This window comes from Bacillus alkalisoli (assembly GCF_002797415.1).
GTDB classification, from domain to species: domain Bacteria; phylum Bacillota; class Bacilli; order Bacillales; family Bacillaceae_I; genus Bacillus_CD; species Bacillus_CD alkalisoli.
The window spans coordinates 2,439,743-2,456,356 of record NZ_KZ454944.1; the positions used below are offsets into that span (position 1 = coordinate 2,439,743).

The window sequence follows — 16,614 nt, forward strand, 5'->3', positions numbered from 1 at the left end:
CGCACGGCGCCTGTGGGGTCTCCCTTTATCCGCTTCTCCCGCAGAACAAGGAAGGCTCCGGAGTGTTACATCGCACGAAGAAAATGCGGAAGCATTTTCGAGGAGTCTCTCGCCTCGTGCTATCATCAACTTACTTAGTTTTATAAACTCAAGGACTATTGCTAACTTTTAGTTTATTGTATAACGTATTCCATTAGAAATATTTAACATTTTGTAAAATTAATTATTTATCCAAGATTCATCAGAAGGATTTTGTACCCATAAGTTTAATTTTTCTTTATCGCTTTCTTCAATATATCCTTTTTGAATTGCTACTTTTACAAGTGTTTCGAAATTACAAAGTGATACAGACTTTATTTCGTTTTTCTGGAAGTTTTCATTTCCTATTGGGAGGTTGTATGTAAAAATCGAAACCACTCCTAGTACCTCAGCTCCAGCTTCTCTCAACGCTTTTACAGCAGTGATTGCACTTCCCCCAGTAGATATTAGATCTTCTACTACGACCACTTTTTGTCCAGGTTGTACAAGACCTTCAATTTGTTTGCCTTTTCCGTGTTCTTTCGCTTTACTTCTAACGTAGCACATCGGTATGTTTAAACGGTCACTGATAAAGGCTGCATGTGGTATACCAGCAGTAGCTGTCCCAGCAATTACTTCAACATCATGGTAATTCTCTTTTATAAGTTGAGCTAAACCGTCAGCTATTGTTTGACGAACTTCAGGGTAGGAAAGTGTAAGTCTGTTATCACAATATATTGGTGATTTAATCCCAGATGACCATGTGAATGGATCATTTGGTTGAAGGAAAACTGCCCGGATCGTCAATAATTGTTCTGCCACTATTTCTTTCATCTTACTCCTACCCCTCTCCATTGCCTTAATACTTCTTCATAAGCAGTTTTAGGGTCATTTGCCTTCGTAATCGTTCTACCAACCACTATTGCTGTAGATCCAAGCTTACTTGCTTGAATAGGTGTCACAACCCTTGCTTGATCGTCATTATTGTTTTCCGCTAATCTAATCCCAGGTGTAACCTTCAAAAATCCTTCACCTAGTTCTTCTCCTAAAAGAGGAGCCTCTTTGGCGGAACAGACTACTCCATCCAGTCCGCTTTCTTTCGCATTTTTTGCATAGGCTAGTACTGTAGCATCTAATGATGAATTAATTAATAGTTCTTGTTTCATACGTTCTTCTGTCATACTCGTTAATTGTGTAACAGCAATTAGAGCTGGCCTTTTTCCATTAACAGATCCTTCTTCTAACCCTTTAAGAGCTGCTTTCATCATGTCGCTCCCACCAGAAGCATGAACATTTGTTAAATCCACACCTAATTTAGCTATGCCTCTCATCGCTTTATAAACAGTGTGAGGAATATCATGTAGTTTTAGATCTAAAAATATGGCATGACCTTTCGCTTTAATATCTTTAATAATGGTGGGTCCTTCTTGATAAAAAAGTTCCATTCCTACTTTTACAAACAACTTCTCTTCTTTGAAATACTCTAGAAATTCCATTACTTCTTCTTTGGAAGCGAAATCAAGCGCGACTATAAGTTCTTTGTTCATCTGTTTTCCAGCTCCTTCCGATTAATTCAGATATATGATTTACTCCTAATTCGTCAAGAGCGTTAGGTAGTTCTTCAATGATAGTAGGACATATATATGGGTCAACAAAGTTTGCTGTTCCTATTGCCACTGCACTCGCACCTGCATAGAAAAATTCCAACACATCTTCGACCGAGTCCACTCCGCCCATACCGATAATTGGAATGTTTACTTTTTGACTTACTTCGTAAATCATTCGAATAGCTACAGGTTTTATCGCTGGTCCGGATAATCCACCAGTTCCATTTGCTAAGATTGGCTTTCCTGTCTTTAAGTCTAGTCTCATTCCTAGTAATGTGTTAATCATCGTTAAGCCATCTGCACCTGCTCGCTCAATTGCCATTGCAATCTCCACGATATTTGTAACGTTAGGAGAAAGTTTAACGTAAACAGGAACATCAGAAACTTCCTTTACTGCTTTTGTTACGGCATAAGCAACTTCAGGTTGAGTACCAAAAGCAATTCCACCTTCTTTAACGTTCGGGCAAGAAATATTTAATTCTAATGCATGTACGTTACGAGCTTTTGAAATAGTTTTAGCCACTTCTACATAATCTTCCAGTTGGGAACCAGCAACATTCGCAATGATTGGAACATCAAATTGTTCTAAAAATGATAATTCTTCTTCCATTACTTTTTGTAAGCCAGGATTTTGAAGTCCGATCGCATTTAACATCCCACCTGGTGTCTCTGCTACTCTTGGAGTTGGGTTACCAAAACGCGGTAACTCTGTCGTAGCTTTAATCATAATCGCACCAAGTTTACTTAAGTCGTATAATTTTGCATACTCGCGACCAAATCCAAAGCAACCTGATGCAGGCATAATTGGATTTTTTAGGTTCAAGCCTGGTAAATGGATGTTTAATCGATTCATAGAACTACCTCCCCTGCTTTAAATACTGGTCCATCCGTACATACTTTTTTGTAAGAGAAACCAGTTGGATCTTCCTGTGTGTGACAAACACAAGCAAAGCACGCTCCAATACCACATCCCATTCGTTCTTCAAGGGACAAGTATACATTTCTATCTTCATATTTCATCTCTAATGCTTTTAACATCGGTGTAGGACCACAAGATAGTAGCGTGTGGAACGTTGGATTTAACTCCTCCAACACATTAGTCACAAACCCTTTCGTACCGAATGTTCCATCGACAGTAGCTATATATGTTTCTCCCAAGTTAAGAAATTCTTGTTCATAAAAAATATCAGTTTCAGATTGAAATCCTAGAACATGAATAGTTTTGACACCACGAGTATTCAACTGATTGGATAGTTCTAATAGTGGTGGTACACCAATGCCGCCACCTACAATAAGGGCTGTTTCACCAGTTGGAATGGAATGGATATCAAATCCATTCCCAAGTGGACCTAACACGTCTACTCTATCCCCAACTACTTTCTTAGATAAGACCTTTGTTCCTTTACCTTCTACTCGATACGTTATCGTAAATCTACTATTCTCTTTATTTATCTTAGCAATGCTTATTGGACGACGGAGAAGAGGGTCAATCCCTTCTCCGACCTTAATATGAACAAATTGTCCAGGTTGTTTCATGAAAGAAACAAGTTCCCCTTCTAAAGTCATTTCATAAATATTCTTTGCAATATTTTTTTGACCAACTACCGTCATCCAAGCTTTTTTCATGTTAAAGCCACCTTCTTGCTAGGAATTTCTAATGTATCAATGGAATCAATTGTGAATGTCATTGACTCTAAAACTCGTAAAATTGCGTCTGTAGTATCTAATGAAGTAAGACATGGAATTCCATTCTCAACTGACTCACGACGAATTCTAAATCCATCTCTAGCTGGTTGCTTTCCTTTTGTTAATGTATTAATAACAAATTGCGCTTCACCGTTACGAATAATGTCTATTAAGTTTGGTGATTCTCCTCCAATTTTATTTACAACCGTTACAGGAATATTTGCTGCTTGGAAGTGACTAGCAGTTCCTTCTGTACCTAAAATTTTATAACCAATTTTATGGAATCGCTTCGCTAGTACTAATGCTTCTTCTTTGTCTTTATCAGCTACCGTGAACAATACAGATCCATATGTTTTAATATTCATTCCTGAAGCTACTAAACCTTTGTATAACGCTTTTTCGAGGGTAACGTCTTTCCCCATTACTTCACCGGTTGATTTCATTTCAGGGCCTAGCGTAATGTCCACGTTACGTAATTTTGCAAAGGAGAAAACCGGAACCTTTACAAATACACCTTTCGTTTCAGACTGTATACCAGTGTAATACCCTTGACTTTCCAAGCTTTCTCCAAGAATGGCACGAGTCGCAATATTCGCCATTGGAACGTCTGTAATTTTACTTAAAAACGGTACTGTTCTACTTGACCTAGGATTAACTTCGATTACATATACTTTTTCTTTAAAGATAATGAATTGAATGTTTAATAGACCGATAATGTTTAAACCTTTAGCAAGTCTAATTGTATAATCAATGATTTCATTTTTTATCTCATCAGATAATGTTTGTGGCGGATACACGGCTATGGAGTCTCCAGAGTGAACTCCTGCTCTTTCTATATGTTCCATGATTCCAGGAATAAATACATCTTTACCGTCTGAAATGGCATCAACTTCAATCTCTTTTCCAATCATGTATTTATCAATTAATACCGGGTGTTCTGGATTCACTTTTACAGCACTCTTCATGTAATAAAGTAAATCTTCTGTGTTATATACAATTTGCATTGCTCTTCCACCTAGAACGTATGAAGGTCTAACTAGTGCAGGATATCCGATATCTTCTGCAATTAACAAAGCTTCTTCTATGGAAGTGGCAGTTTTACCTTTAGGTTGTGGAATTCCAAGCGTCGTAATCGTATGTTCAAATTTATCTCTATTTTCTGCTCGATCTAAGTCTTCAAGAGAAGTTCCAAGTATTTTTACCCCTCTTGCGGCTAGTTCGCTCGCAAGATTTATGGCTGTTTGACCACCAAACTGAACAACAACACCTTTGGGTTTTTCAAGATCAATAATGTTCATCACGTCTTCTACTGTTAGCGGTTCGAAGTATAGCTTATCGGAAATACTAAAGTCAGTAGACACTGTTTCTGGGTTGTTGTTAATAATAATTGCTTCATAAACCGCTTCTTTAATTGCCCATACGGAGTGCACCGTTGCATAGTCAAATTCTACTCCTTGGCCGATACGAATTGGCCCTGAACCTAATACAACAATACTTTCTTTCTCCGTAACAATGGATTCATTTTCTTCTTCATATGTCCCATAAAAGTATGGTGTTTCAGATTCAAACTCCGCTGCACACGTATCTACCATTTTATAAACAGGTTGGATGTTTTCTTGTTTTCTTAATTCATAAATATCTCTTTCTGTTGTATCCCATAAGTTTGAGATTGCAATATCACTAAAGCCCATTTGTTTTGCTGCGTATAAAGTTGCTATGTTAAAAGGATTTTCCTTTATTTCTACTTCAAAGTTTAAAATGTTTTTTATTTTCTGTAGGAAAAATAAATCTATTTTACTCCAATCATGAATCGTTTCATTAGTCACGCCTCTTCTCATTGCCTCTGCAACATAGAATAAACGCTCATCACCAGCTTTTCTTATTCGTTTTTCTACCATTTCATCTGTGAAATCTGATACACCTTCTAAGTCCAAGTGATAGACATTAGCTTCTAAAGAGCGCACTGCTTTTAAGATGGACTCCTCAAAAGTACGTCCAATTGCCATTACTTCACCTGTTGCTTTCATTTGCGTACCTAAACGACGGTTTGCTGATTCGAACTTATCAAATGGGAAGCGTGGGATTTTTGTAACGATATAATCAAGTGCTGGCTCAAAGCAAGCATACGTTTTACCTGTCACAGGGTTTTTCACTTCATCTAAAGTAAGTCCCACTGCAATCTTCGCTGCTAATTTAGCAATAGGGTAGCCTGTTGCTTTTGATGCGAGTGCTGAAGAGCGACTTACACGTGGATTAACTTCGATAATATAATAGTTAAAGCTATCAGGGTCTAACGCTAATTGGACGTTACAACCACCTTCTATTCCTAAAGCGCGAATAATTTTCAACGATACATTACGTAAAAGCTGGTACTCTCGATCGCTTAATGTTTGACTTGGTGCAACAACAATGGAGTCACCTGTGTGAATACCAACTGGATCAATGTTTTCCATGTTACAAACTACGATTGCATTATCGTTGGAGTCTCGCATTACTTCATATTCGATTTCTTTAAACCCAGCTATACTTTTTTCTAATAAGCACTGACTGACAGGACTATTCTTTATGCCGCTAGTAACAATTTCTACAAGCTCCTCTTCTGTTGTACAAATACCTCCACCCGTTCCACCTAATGTGTAAGCAGGTCGAACAATAACTGGTAACCCAACTTGTTCAACAAACACATGTGCTTCCTCTAAAGAGTGAATGATTTCACTTTCAGGAACCGGTTCTCCTAATTCATTCATTAAATTACGGAAAAGCTCTCTGTCTTCGGCTTTTTTAATAGCGGAGAGTTTTGTACCTAATATCTCCACGTTACACTCATCTAAAACACCTGAATCTGCTAACTCTACTGCTAAGTTTAAGCCTGTTTGGCCACCTAAAGTCGGAACTAATGCATCTGGTCTTTCTTTTCTGATAATTCTGCTTAAAAAATCAACTGTTAAAGGTTCCATATACACTTTATCTGCAATCTCTGTATCCGTCATGATAGTAGCTGGATTAGAGTTAACTAAAATCACTCGATATCCTTCTTCTTTCAAGGCTAAACATGCTTGTGTTCCAGCATAGTCAAACTCAGCTGCTTGCCCAATTACAATTGGACCTGACCCAATTACTAAGATTGTTTGAATGTCTAGACGTTTTGGCATAGAAGTTCCCCTTCTTTCTTCGTTTCAGTAATTAATTCCATGAATTGATCGAATAAGTAGTTAGCATCTTCTGGTCCAGGACTTGCTTCTGGATGATATTGTACCGTAAACACAGGATAATCTTTGTGACGTAATCCTTCTACTGTATCGTCATTTAAAGCGATATGGGTCACTTCTAAACGTGTATTCTCTATCGAATCTTTTTCCACTGTATATCCATGGTTTTGAGAAGTTATTGCTACTTTTCCTGATTTTAGATCTTTAACAGGATGGTTTGATCCGCGATGACCGAACTTTAGTCTCTCTGTGTTTGCTCCAGATGCTAGTGCAAATAACTGATGCCCTAAGCAAATACCGAAGATTGGCACTTGACCAATTAATTCTTTAATCATTTGAATCGCTTTCGGTACATCTTTTGGGTCACCAGGTCCGTTTGAAAGCATAATTCCATCTGGACTTAATTGCATTACTTCTTCCGCAGTTATGTTGTACGGTACAACTACTACATCACAACCACGTTTATTTAATTCTCTTAAAATTCCGTGCTTCATTCCAAAGTCAACTAGTACTACTCGGTACCCTCGGCCTGGGCTAGGATATGCTGTCTTTGTAGAAACTTGCTCCACCTGGTTAGTAGGTAATGGAATTGACTTTAATTTTTCTATAACCTCTTGTCTATTCGCATTACTCGAAACAAAAGCACCTTTTAAAGTTCCATGTTGGCGAATAATTCGAGTTAATTTTCTTGTATCAATCCCAGATATTCCTGGTATTTTTTTTGCTTTAAAAAACTCGTCTAATGTCCACTGGTTGCGGAAGTTTGATGGGTAATCACACACTTCTTTTACAACAAAACCTTTAATCGCAGGATGGATAGATTCAAAGTCATCACGGTTTATTCCGTAGTTTCCTACTAGTGGATAAGTCAGTGTTACAATCTGACCACAATACGATGGGTCGGACAATATTTCTTGATAACCTGTCATCCCTGTATTAAAAACTACTTCACCAATACTGTCTTCCAAACTTCCGAATGCTTTTCCTACGAAAAAAGTTCCATCTTCTAATACTAGTTGTCTATTCACGCTAGAACACTCCCTTTCTCCCACACTACTTTTCCATCTACTATTGTTACAACTGGCCATCCTTGGCAATTCCAGTTTCCAAACGGAGTATTTTTTCCTTTTGATAAGAAATTTTCTGTGTCGATGTTTTCCTTATGGTTTAGATCCAAGATGGTAATATCTGCAAATTTCCCAACTTCTATTGAACCATATGGTAATCGGAACGTTGATGCAGGTTTTACCGTTATCCAATCAATAAGCTGTTTTAATGTAAAAATTTCTTTTTGAACAAAGTTTGTGTAAAGTAATGGAAATGCAGCTTCTAATCCAACAATTCCAAATGGTGCTAACTCTATCTTTTCCGCTTTTTCTTCTGCAGTATGTGGTGCATGATCCGTTGCGATGAAGTCTATCGTTCCATCTAACAACCCCTCAATTAACGCATCTCTATCTTCTTTTCCCCTTAGAGGAGGGTTCATTTTGTAGTTAGTGTCAAGACCAGGGATGTCATCCTCGCATAGTAGAAGGTGATGTGGTGTAACTTCCGCTGTAACTTGAATACCAGCCCTTTTTGCATCCCTAACTACTCGAACAGACTCCTTTGTACTTATGTGACAAACATGATAGTGACAGTTGGCAGCTTCTGCTAATAATACGTCTCTTGCGATATGAACAGATTCGCATACGGATGGAATACCGTTTAAATTATATTTTTCAGAAAAAGTACCTTCGTGAACTGCACCTTTGTTTATTAACGTGTTTTCTTCACAATGTGCTACTACTGCCATATTTAGTTTTGCTGCTTTTTTCATCGCTTCAAGCATCATTGCAGCACTTTGTACTCCTACCCCATCATCTGTAAACGCAAATGCTCCTGCATTCTTTAACTCTTCAAAATTCGTAAGTTCTTGCCCTAACTGTCTTGTTGTAATAGAAGCATACGGTAAAACTCGGACATGAGCCGTTTCTTCTATCCTTTTATGTAGCCACTCTAATTGTTCTTTCGTATCAGGAGTTGGTCTAGTGTTTGGCATTGCAGCAATTGTAGTAAAACCTCCACGAGCAGCAGCCAATGTTCCTGTATCAATTGTTTCTTTTTTCTCTCCACCCGGCTCTCTTAAATGAACATGTACATCGATAAAACCTGGAGCGACTAGTTTGTTCATAGCGTCTATTACTTGACTATCTTCCTTCACCTGTAAGTTAATGCCTATTTCTGAAATAATGTTGCCTTCTATTCTTACATCTACTTTTGTCAATTCTCCATTGTTTGTTACCATTGCGCCGTTTTTAATTAAGATTGCCATGTTTTTTCCCCCTTATTGTTCCATCGCTCTTTTTAAAACTGCCATTCTCATAAACATTCCATTTCTCATTTGTTCAAAAATTCTAGAACGCTCACATTCTACTAAGCTGCTATCTATTTCAACTCCCCTGTTAACTGGAGCAGGATGCATAATGATACTTCCTTCTTTCATTACTAATTCTCTTTCAATCGTTAACCCATATTCCTTATGATAATTTGTTGCCTCATTATTTTGGTCTGTATGGCGTTCATGTTGAATTCTTAGCAACATGAGGACATCTGCATTTTTCACTGCTTCATCTATTGATATATATTGTTCTGTGTTATAAGTTGGATCTTGCCATTTTTCTGGTGCAACAAATGTAACGTTTGCGCCAAGCTTTTGTAATATTTCCGCGTTTGACCTAGCAACACGACTGTGTAAAATATCTCCGCAAATCGTAATATTTAAGCCTTCAAACTTTCCGTATTCTTCAAAAATTGTCATTAAATCAAGTAATGATTGAGTTGGATGATTTCCACAACCATCTCCACCGTTGATGATAGCTCCTTGTATTCCTTCTAGTTGATGAAAGTAGTTTTCTTCACTATGGCGAATAACGAATACATTTACTCCGATCATCTCAAGTGTTTTTACGGTGTCGTATAATGTTTCGCCTTTTTGTACACTTGATGTAGATACTTCAAAAGGTATAACTTCCATCCCTAAACTTCTTTGGGCTACTTCAAAGCTACTTTTTGTTCTTGTACTTGCCTCGTGAAATAAGTTGCATACGAAAATTTGTTCGTCTACATTCCAAGTTTCGCCATTCTTGAATTGGATTGCTTCTTTAATTAATACATAGATCTCATCGACTGTAAGGTCACTCATCGTTCGTAGATGCTTCACGTTCATCCCTCCTGTTTTTTAAGTCTCTTTTCTCATACTTTTTTTAGATACAATAACTTGTTTGTTCCTTTCCGCTGCACTCTAAGTTTTATATATCAAGTAGTATTACTAATGAATCCTTATAAAAAACACCCTATTCATCTTGAATAGGGTGTTTAAAAGCATGTTTTAAAGAAGCTTATTGGAAGGAGCATGTATTAGCATATCCTTCGTATAAACTCTATTAAACTAGCAGTTGCACACCCTTATTAGTCTCTCCGGACTAGCTTTAAAAGGTTTAACCTGCTTGACTATTTTGTTTTTCGTCTTCTGGTGTATATGAATCTTTACCAGGTAAAACTAGGTTTAGTACTACTCCAATGATAGCTGCTAATGCCATAGCAGGAATGTTGATGTTTTCACCAACTTGGATGAATGCTCCACCTACACCGATTACTCCGATTACTGATGCAATGATTAAGTTTCTTTTAACTCCGAAGTCTACTTTATTATCAATTAGTACACGGAATCCACTTGAAGCGATTATTCCGAAAAGTAGGATGGATACTCCACCCATTACCGGTGTTGGAATCGTTGTAATAAAGGCCGCAACCTTTCCAACAAACCCTAACAGTATAGCAAGTACTGCAGCTCCACCTACTACGAACACACTAAATACTCTCGTGATCGCTAACACACCGATGTTTTCGCCATAAGTAGTATTTGGGGGTCCACCGATGAAAGAAGCAATAATTGTTGCAACTCCGTCTCCTAAAATTGAGCGGTGTAATCCTGGTTTTTCTACAAAGTTTCTTCCTGTAATTTTACCTAATACCATTTGATCTCCGATATGTTCTGCAATTGTTACTACTGCTACTGGAACCATAATCAACAATATAGCCCATTTAAAGTCTGGTGTGTACGTTACGAATGGTACTAAAAATTGTGGTGCTTGTAGCCAAGCTGCTGTTTGGATTGGAGTAAAGTCTACTAGACCAAAGAAGTAAGCGATTGTATAACCACCAACTACACCTATTAAAATTGGAATTACTCCGAAAAATCCTTTTAAGAAAACTGCACAAACTACTGTTAATGCTAACGTTAGAAGCGCTACTGTAAAGTGTACTCCACTATATTCAAGCACTTCTGCACCTGGGTTAACATACATAGAGTTGTTAATCGCTACTCCAGATAATCCTAATCCGATTACAACAATGATTGGACCTACTACTACAGGTGGTAACACATTCATAATCCAACCGTGACCAAGTTTTTTTATTAGTAAAGCTACTAAGCCATATACGATACCTGCAAAAAAGCTTCCTAACATGGCTGCTTCTGGTCCACCGAATGCTGTTGCTGCTAAAATTGGTGCAATGAAAGCAAAGGATGACCCTAAGTAAGCAGGAATTTGTCCTCTAGTTATTAGTAGATATGCTAAAGTACCAAGACCACTTGATACTAATGCTACTGCAGGACTAAGTCCCACAATCATTGGTACTAAAATAGTTGCCCCAAACATGGCAAATAAATGTTGTAAACTTAACATTACCCAGGTTGGCAATGCTGGTCTTTCATGTACGTCTAATACTGGTTTTTCATTCATATGTGTTCCTCCTATAATTTGCATAAAAAAACTCTTTACGAATTTCGCAAAGAGGTCATAAGGAGGTAGACGTATACATACGTATGCTCCTTGTTCCCCCTTTGCAAGCCTCTCTGGACTTCATTAAAGGGTCTTATTCTTTTTCATGTATACTAACTTGATCTAATACATCCACTTCAGAGAGTTCTACGACAATTTTTTCAGAGCTAGCAGTTGGAATGTTTTTTCCTACATAATCAGCTCGTATTGGTAGTTCACGATGACCTCTATCCACTAATACTGCTAGTTGAATTTGAGATGGTCTTCCGTTATCCATTAAAGCATCTAAACCTGCTCGAACAGTTCTACCAGTAAATAGCACATCGTCTACTAAGATTACTTTTTTGTTTGTTATGTCTACAGGCAAGTTTGAGCCTTTTACTAACGGTTCATTGTCACTTGTTTTAGTAGTTAAGTCGTCTCGGTAAAGAGTTATATCGATTTCGCCTACTGCGATTTCTTTATTTTCTATCTGATGAATTCTTTCCGCAAGTCTCTTTGCGATGTAGATTCCTCTAGTTTTGATACCTACAAGTACTGTGTTTTCTATTCCTTTATTTTTCTCAATTATTTCGTGTGCGATTCTTGTTAATGCTCTTCTTATTGCTTGCTCGTCTAGTACAATTGCTTTTTGCGTCATTTTATTCACCTCTTTTTTCGTTTTACGTAACGAAAAAACCTCTCACCCTATATGGATGAGAGGTTTAGGTAGTATGAGGAAACATAGAGATACATTTATCCCTACAATTTCTCCTACTGTATCCGTTACCTTCTCAGCCTCACGGGACTGCCTGTTAAAGGTCTATCTTGTTAAAATGATTATCGCAGAATAATGTCGAGCTGTCAATCACTTTTTAACGATTTTAATAGTTCTTCGAATTCTGTTGGAATTGGTGCTGAGAATTCTAAATATTCTTCTGTCCTTGGGTGCACAAATCCTAATACGCCAGCGTGTAATGCTTGACCTTCAATTGGTAATGTTTTCCTTGGGCCATATTTTGGATCACCAACTAGAGGATAACCAATATATTTCATATGCACGCGGATTTGGTGTGTTCTACCCGTTTCTAAGCGGCATTCTACATGTGTAAAATCATTAAATCTTTCTATAACACGGAAATGTGTTACTGCATGCTTACTATTTTCATCTGTAACTGACATACTTTGACGTTCTTTTTTATCACGACCAATTGGAGCATCAATTGTACCAACATCATGTTTAATTACTCCGTGTACGATTGCTTGATATTTTCTTGTTACTGTTTTTGCTACTAGTTGATTTACTAGCTTTTCATGCGCAAAATCATTTTTTGCTACCATTAATAAACCAGATGTATCTTTATCGATTCGATGCACAATACCTGGACGAAGGACACCATTAATTCCAGAAAGGTCTTTACAGTGTGCCATTAAGCCGTTTACTAATGTTCCACTTGCATGTCCTACAGCTGGATGTACAACCATTCCTTTTGGTTTGTTTACTACAATAACGTCCGCATCTTCGTAGTAGACATCTAAATTCATTTCTTCTGGAGTAACATTTAATTCTTCTGGTTCTGGAATCATAATTGTTAATTTATCACCGATACTACATTTGTAGTTAGGTTTTGTTTTTTGTTCATTTACTAATACATTTCCATCTTTAATCCATTGTTGAACTTGATTTCTTGACCATTCTTCATTAAGGGAAGAAATAACTTTATCAATACGGTCCCCTTTTTCTATTTCTTCTACATGATGTTGTAAAGTTTCATTCATTAATTAATTTGCTCCTTTTCCTTTTTACCTTCTAATATCGTTAATACTAATATGATACCTACTCCTACAACTAATGCAGAATCTGCAACGTTAAAAATAGGAAAGTCGTAAGTGAAAATATACGTATTAACAAAGTCTACAACCTCTTTACGGAATAAGCGATCAATAAAGTTTCCTATTGCTCCACCTAACATTAACGCTAAGGCTAACTTCATCCAATTTTGGTCTGACGGTAATTTTTGCATATAAATTATTAATCCAATAACTACTGCTACTGTAATGATGTAAAAGAACCACATTTGTCCTTCTAAAATTCCCCACGCTGCTCCAGCATTTCGGTGGGATGATAGATATAAGAAGTTATCTATGATCTTAATATGTTGACCAATTTCCATATACTGTACTACTAGCCATTTTGTGACTTGGTCTAATAAGATAACAATAAGTGCGATAAGATAGTATCTCACAACAATTCCTCCACGATTCGAAAATTTCCTACCTTTCATTATAGCAAAATGAAATCCTAACGTACAATTTATTATTATCCATTTAAAAAGAGTGCCCGAATAAAGGTAATTAACCCTATTCGAGCACCCTTTTCATATGTTAATTTGTCGTATAGTTATTTTTCACAACAGATGCACAACGTGGGCAAAGCGTTGGGTGATCTGTATCTTCTCCAACTGTCGGTGTTACAACCCAGCAACGTTCACAAGTTTCGCCTTTTGCATTTTCAATCGTAATGGCTACGTTCTCAAATACGTGTGCATTTTCAGGTGCAGTTTCTTTCGAAGTTTCAACTGTCAGTCCGGAAACGATAAATAATTGTTGAACATTTTCTTCAATTGAATCTAGTAGCTCTTTTGTTGATACATTTGGATACAAAGTAACGTGCGCCGTTAATGATTTTCCAATAACTTTTTCGTTACGAGCAACTTCTAATGCTTTTAATACATCATCACGTAACTCCATAAATGCATCCCATTTCTTTTCAATTTCATCGGAATTGGAAATAGATAAAGCTTCAGGCATATCTACTAGTTGAACACTTTCCTCTTGTACAAATGAAATGTGAGACCACACTTCATCTGCCGTGTGAGGCAAAATAGGTGCTACTAACTTTGTTAATGCTAATAATGTTTCATATAACACTGTTTGAATGGCACGTCTTTCACTATTATCCGTTGCTTCAATATATAAAATATCTTTCGCAAAGTCTAAATAGAATGAACTTAATTCAATTGCACAGAAGTTGTGTACAGCATGATAGATTGTTGCAAACTCATACTCATCATAACCCTTTTTCACTTTTGACATTAAATTATTTAATTTCACTAACATATATTTATCTACATCTCTTAGGTTTTCTACATTAACAGCATGCTGATTTGGATCAAAGTCCGCAAGATTTCCTAATAAGAAACGGAATGTGTTTCTAATTTTACGATAAACTTCAGCAACTTGTTTTAAAATATCATCGGAAACTCTTACATCCGCTTGATAGTCAACGGAAGCTACCCATAAACGTAAAATATCAGCACCTAGTTGGTTCATGACTTTTGATGGAAGTACTACATTTCCTAATGATTTACTCATTTTTCTTCCTTGTCCATCTAGTGCAAAACCGTGGCTTAAAATTCCTTTATAAGGAGCTTTTCCAGTTACTGCCACACCAGTTGTTAAAGAAGAGTTAAACCAACCACGATATTGGTCAGAACCTTCTAAATAAAGATCGGCTGGACGTTGTAGGTCATCTCTTTCTTCTAATACAGATTGATGGGAAGATCCAGAGTCAAACCAAACATCCATAATATCTGTTTCTTTAGAGAAGTGACCGTTTGGACTTCCTAGATGAGTAAATCCTTCAGGTAATAAGTCTTTCGCTTCTTTTTCAAACCATATATTTGAACCGTGCTCTCTAAATAGTGCTGAAACATGGTTAATCGTTTCATCCGTAATAATTGCTTCCCCATTTTCCGCATAAAATACTGGAATTGGAACACCCCATGCACGTTGACGAGAAATACACCAATCTCCACGGTCACGAACCATATTGTGCAGACGTGTTTCACCCCATGCTGGAACCCATTTTGTTTCTGCAACCGCTTCTAGTAATTGGTCACGGATTTTATCAATGGAAGCAAACCATTGAGCTGTTGCACGGAAAATTGTAGGTTTTTTCGTTCTCCAGTCGTGTGGGTAAGAGTGTGTGATAAAACTTAGTTTTAGCAGGGCACCAACTTCTGTTAGTTTTTCAGTAATTGGTTTGTTTGCCTCATCATAGAAAAGCCCCTCAAATCCAGCTGCTTCATTTGTCATATATCCACGACTATCAACTGGACACAAAACGTCTAAGCCGTATTTTTGACCAACTACAAAGTCATCTTCTCCATGTCCTGGTGCAGTATGGACACACCCAGTACCAGCGTCAGTTGTAACGTGTTCACCTAACATAACAAGTGAAGTGCGATCGTATAATGGATGTTTAGCAAGAACATGCTCTAATTCTTTTCCTTTTACTGTCTTCACTACTTCTGCAGTTTCCCATTCAAGTTCTTTAGTTACTGCTTCTAATAGTTCAGTTGCAATAACAAACTTCTTATCTTCTACTTTTACAATGCTGTAATCTAATTCAGGGTGTACAGAAATACCTAAGTTAGCAGGAATTGTCCATGGAGTTGTTGTCCAGATAATGAAACTTTCGTCTCCTTCTAAAACGCCTTTGCCATCGACTACTGAGAAGGAAACATAAATGGAAGCAGATCGTTTATCTTGGTATTCAATCTCCGCTTCAGCAAGTGCTGACTCACTTGATGGAGACCAATATACAGGCTTTAAGCCTTTATAGATTAAACCGTTTCTTGCCATATCACCAAATACTTTAATTTGTTGCGCTTCATATTCTGGTTTTAATGTGATGTATGGGTTGAACCAATCACCAGTTACTCCTAAACGCATGAACTGATCACGTTGCCTATCGACTTGATCATATGCATATTCTTCACAAAGTTTACGGAATTCAGCTACTGACATTTCTTTTCTGTTTACTTTTTTATTCTTCGTTAATGCTGTTTCGATTGGTAAACCATGTGTATCCCAACCAGGCACATACGGAGAGTGATAACCACTCATTGATTTATAACGAACGATGAAGTCCTTTAAAACTTTATTTAATGCGTGACCCATGTGGATGTCACCATTTGCGTATGGTGGTCCGTCGTGTAGGATGAAGAAAGGTCTGCCTTTTGTTCTTTCTTGTACTTTTTTATAGATGTCCATTTCGGACCATTTTTCTTGCATTTGAGGTTCTCTATTAGGTAGGTTTCCTCTCATTGGGAAATCTGTTTTTGGCATAAGTAATGTGTCTTTGTACTCCATGATAATTCCTCCATTTTCTATTGCTACCATGAAAAGTTATTCGTTGGATACTAATTGTTGTTGTTACACGATTTGCTCGCTTTCCGCGGGTGGTAAAAAGGAAGGTTATTTTCACTATCGTGAAAAAACCTA

The 16,614-nt window shown here is 37.2% G+C and carries 13 protein-coding genes; all 13 read right to left on the reverse strand.

What is annotated here, in order from left to right; all coding sequences use genetic code 11:
- Positions 1-219 precede the first annotated feature (219 nt).
- The gene (gene pyrE, locus CDZ89_RS12100) at positions 220-852 is read right to left on the reverse strand and encodes an orotate phosphoribosyltransferase (protein WP_096154697.1); all 633 of its coding nucleotides are present in this window, start codon (positions 850-852) and stop codon (positions 220-222) included.
- Positions 849-1,565, reverse strand: a complete 717-nt coding sequence (pyrF, locus tag CDZ89_RS12105; RefSeq protein ID WP_096154698.1) for an orotidine-5'-phosphate decarboxylase — start codon at positions 1,563-1,565, stop codon at positions 849-851. The genes pyrE and pyrF overlap by 4 nt, the downstream gene beginning before the upstream one ends.
- Positions 1,537-2,478 (reverse strand): dihydroorotate dehydrogenase, encoded by a 942-nt coding sequence (locus CDZ89_RS12110; RefSeq protein ID WP_096154699.1) that lies wholly within the window; start codon positions 2,476-2,478, stop codon positions 1,537-1,539. The genes pyrF and CDZ89_RS12110 overlap by 29 nt, the downstream gene beginning before the upstream one ends.
- A complete protein-coding gene (locus CDZ89_RS12115; RefSeq protein WP_096154700.1) occupies positions 2,475-3,251 on the reverse strand; it encodes a dihydroorotate dehydrogenase electron transfer subunit in 777 nt (258 codons plus the stop codon). Before CDZ89_RS12115 ends, CDZ89_RS12110 begins: the two co-directional genes overlap by 4 nt.
- Positions 3,248-6,463 (reverse strand): carbamoyl-phosphate synthase large subunit, encoded by a 3,216-nt coding sequence (gene carB / locus CDZ89_RS12120; protein ID WP_100333742.1) that lies wholly within the window; start codon positions 6,461-6,463, stop codon positions 3,248-3,250. The genes CDZ89_RS12115 and carB overlap by 4 nt, the downstream gene beginning before the upstream one ends.
- Complete coding sequence (locus tag CDZ89_RS12125) at positions 6,448-7,548, reverse strand: carbamoyl phosphate synthase small subunit (protein WP_096154702.1); 1,101 nt, start codon at positions 7,546-7,548, stop codon at positions 6,448-6,450. Before CDZ89_RS12125 ends, carB begins: the two co-directional genes overlap by 16 nt.
- Positions 7,545-8,834: a dihydroorotase gene (locus tag CDZ89_RS12130; protein ID WP_100333743.1), complete on the reverse strand. Its 1,290-nt coding sequence runs from the start codon at positions 8,832-8,834 to the stop codon at positions 7,545-7,547. The genes CDZ89_RS12125 and CDZ89_RS12130 overlap by 4 nt, the downstream gene beginning before the upstream one ends.
- A gap of 12 nt (positions 8,835-8,846) precedes the next feature.
- Positions 8,847-9,722: an aspartate carbamoyltransferase catalytic subunit gene (locus CDZ89_RS12135; protein WP_157842730.1), complete on the reverse strand. Its 876-nt coding sequence runs from the start codon at positions 9,720-9,722 to the stop codon at positions 8,847-8,849.
- Between the two features lie 277 nt (positions 9,723-9,999).
- Positions 10,000-11,307, reverse strand: coding sequence for a solute carrier family 23 protein (locus CDZ89_RS12140; RefSeq protein ID WP_096154705.1), 1,308 nt, complete (start codon positions 11,305-11,307; stop codon positions 10,000-10,002).
- A 133-nt stretch (positions 11,308-11,440) separates the two neighbouring features.
- Positions 11,441-11,995 (reverse strand): bifunctional pyr operon transcriptional regulator/uracil phosphoribosyltransferase PyrR, encoded by a 555-nt coding sequence (gene pyrR, locus CDZ89_RS12145; protein WP_264755091.1) that lies wholly within the window; start codon positions 11,993-11,995, stop codon positions 11,441-11,443.
- 194 nt (positions 11,996-12,189) lie between these two features.
- Positions 12,190-13,104, reverse strand: a complete 915-nt coding sequence (locus tag CDZ89_RS12150; protein WP_096154707.1) for an RluA family pseudouridine synthase — start codon at positions 13,102-13,104, stop codon at positions 12,190-12,192.
- Positions 13,104-13,610, reverse strand: a complete 507-nt coding sequence (gene lspA, locus CDZ89_RS12155) for a signal peptidase II (RefSeq protein WP_406564895.1) — start codon at positions 13,608-13,610, stop codon at positions 13,104-13,106. The genes CDZ89_RS12150 and lspA overlap by 1 nt, the downstream gene beginning before the upstream one ends.
- A 100-nt stretch (positions 13,611-13,710) precedes the next feature.
- Complete coding sequence (gene ileS, locus CDZ89_RS12160) at positions 13,711-16,482, reverse strand: isoleucine--tRNA ligase (protein ID WP_100333746.1); 2,772 nt, start codon at positions 16,480-16,482, stop codon at positions 13,711-13,713.
- Positions 16,483-16,614: the final 132 nt, after the last annotated feature.

What these genes read in the sequence shown, in the direction of transcription:
- pyrF (WP_096154698.1), bottom strand. Translation starts at nt 1,565, where the DNA reads ATGAACAAAGAACTTATAGTCGCGCTTGATTTCGCTTCCAAAGAAGAA.
- CDZ89_RS12115 (WP_096154700.1), bottom strand. Translation starts at nt 3,251, where the DNA reads ATGAAAAAAGCTTGGATGACGGTAGTTGGTCAAAAAAATATTGCAAAG.
- pyrE (WP_096154697.1), bottom strand. Translation starts at nt 852, where the DNA reads ATGAAAGAAATAGTGGCAGAACAATTATTGACGATCCGGGCAGTTTTC.
- CDZ89_RS12140 (WP_096154705.1), bottom strand. Translation starts at nt 11,307, where the DNA reads ATGAATGAAAAACCAGTATTAGACGTACATGAAAGACCAGCATTGCCA.
- carB (WP_100333742.1), bottom strand. Translation starts at nt 6,463, where the DNA reads ATGCCAAAACGTCTAGACATTCAAACAATCTTAGTAATTGGGTCAGGT.
- CDZ89_RS12150 (WP_096154707.1), bottom strand. Translation starts at nt 13,104, where the DNA reads ATGAATGAAACTTTACAACATCATGTAGAAGAAATAGAAAAAGGGGAC.
- lspA (WP_406564895.1), bottom strand. Translation starts at nt 13,610, where the DNA reads ATGAAAGGTAGGAAATTTTCGAATCGTGGAGGAATTGTTGTGAGATAC.
- CDZ89_RS12110 (WP_096154699.1), bottom strand. Translation starts at nt 2,478, where the DNA reads ATGAATCGATTAAACATCCATTTACCAGGCTTGAACCTAAAAAATCCA.
- CDZ89_RS12130 (WP_100333743.1), bottom strand. Translation starts at nt 8,834, where the DNA reads ATGGCAATCTTAATTAAAAACGGCGCAATGGTAACAAACAATGGAGAA.
- ileS (WP_100333746.1), bottom strand. Translation starts at nt 16,482, where the DNA reads ATGGAGTACAAAGACACATTACTTATGCCAAAAACAGATTTCCCAATG.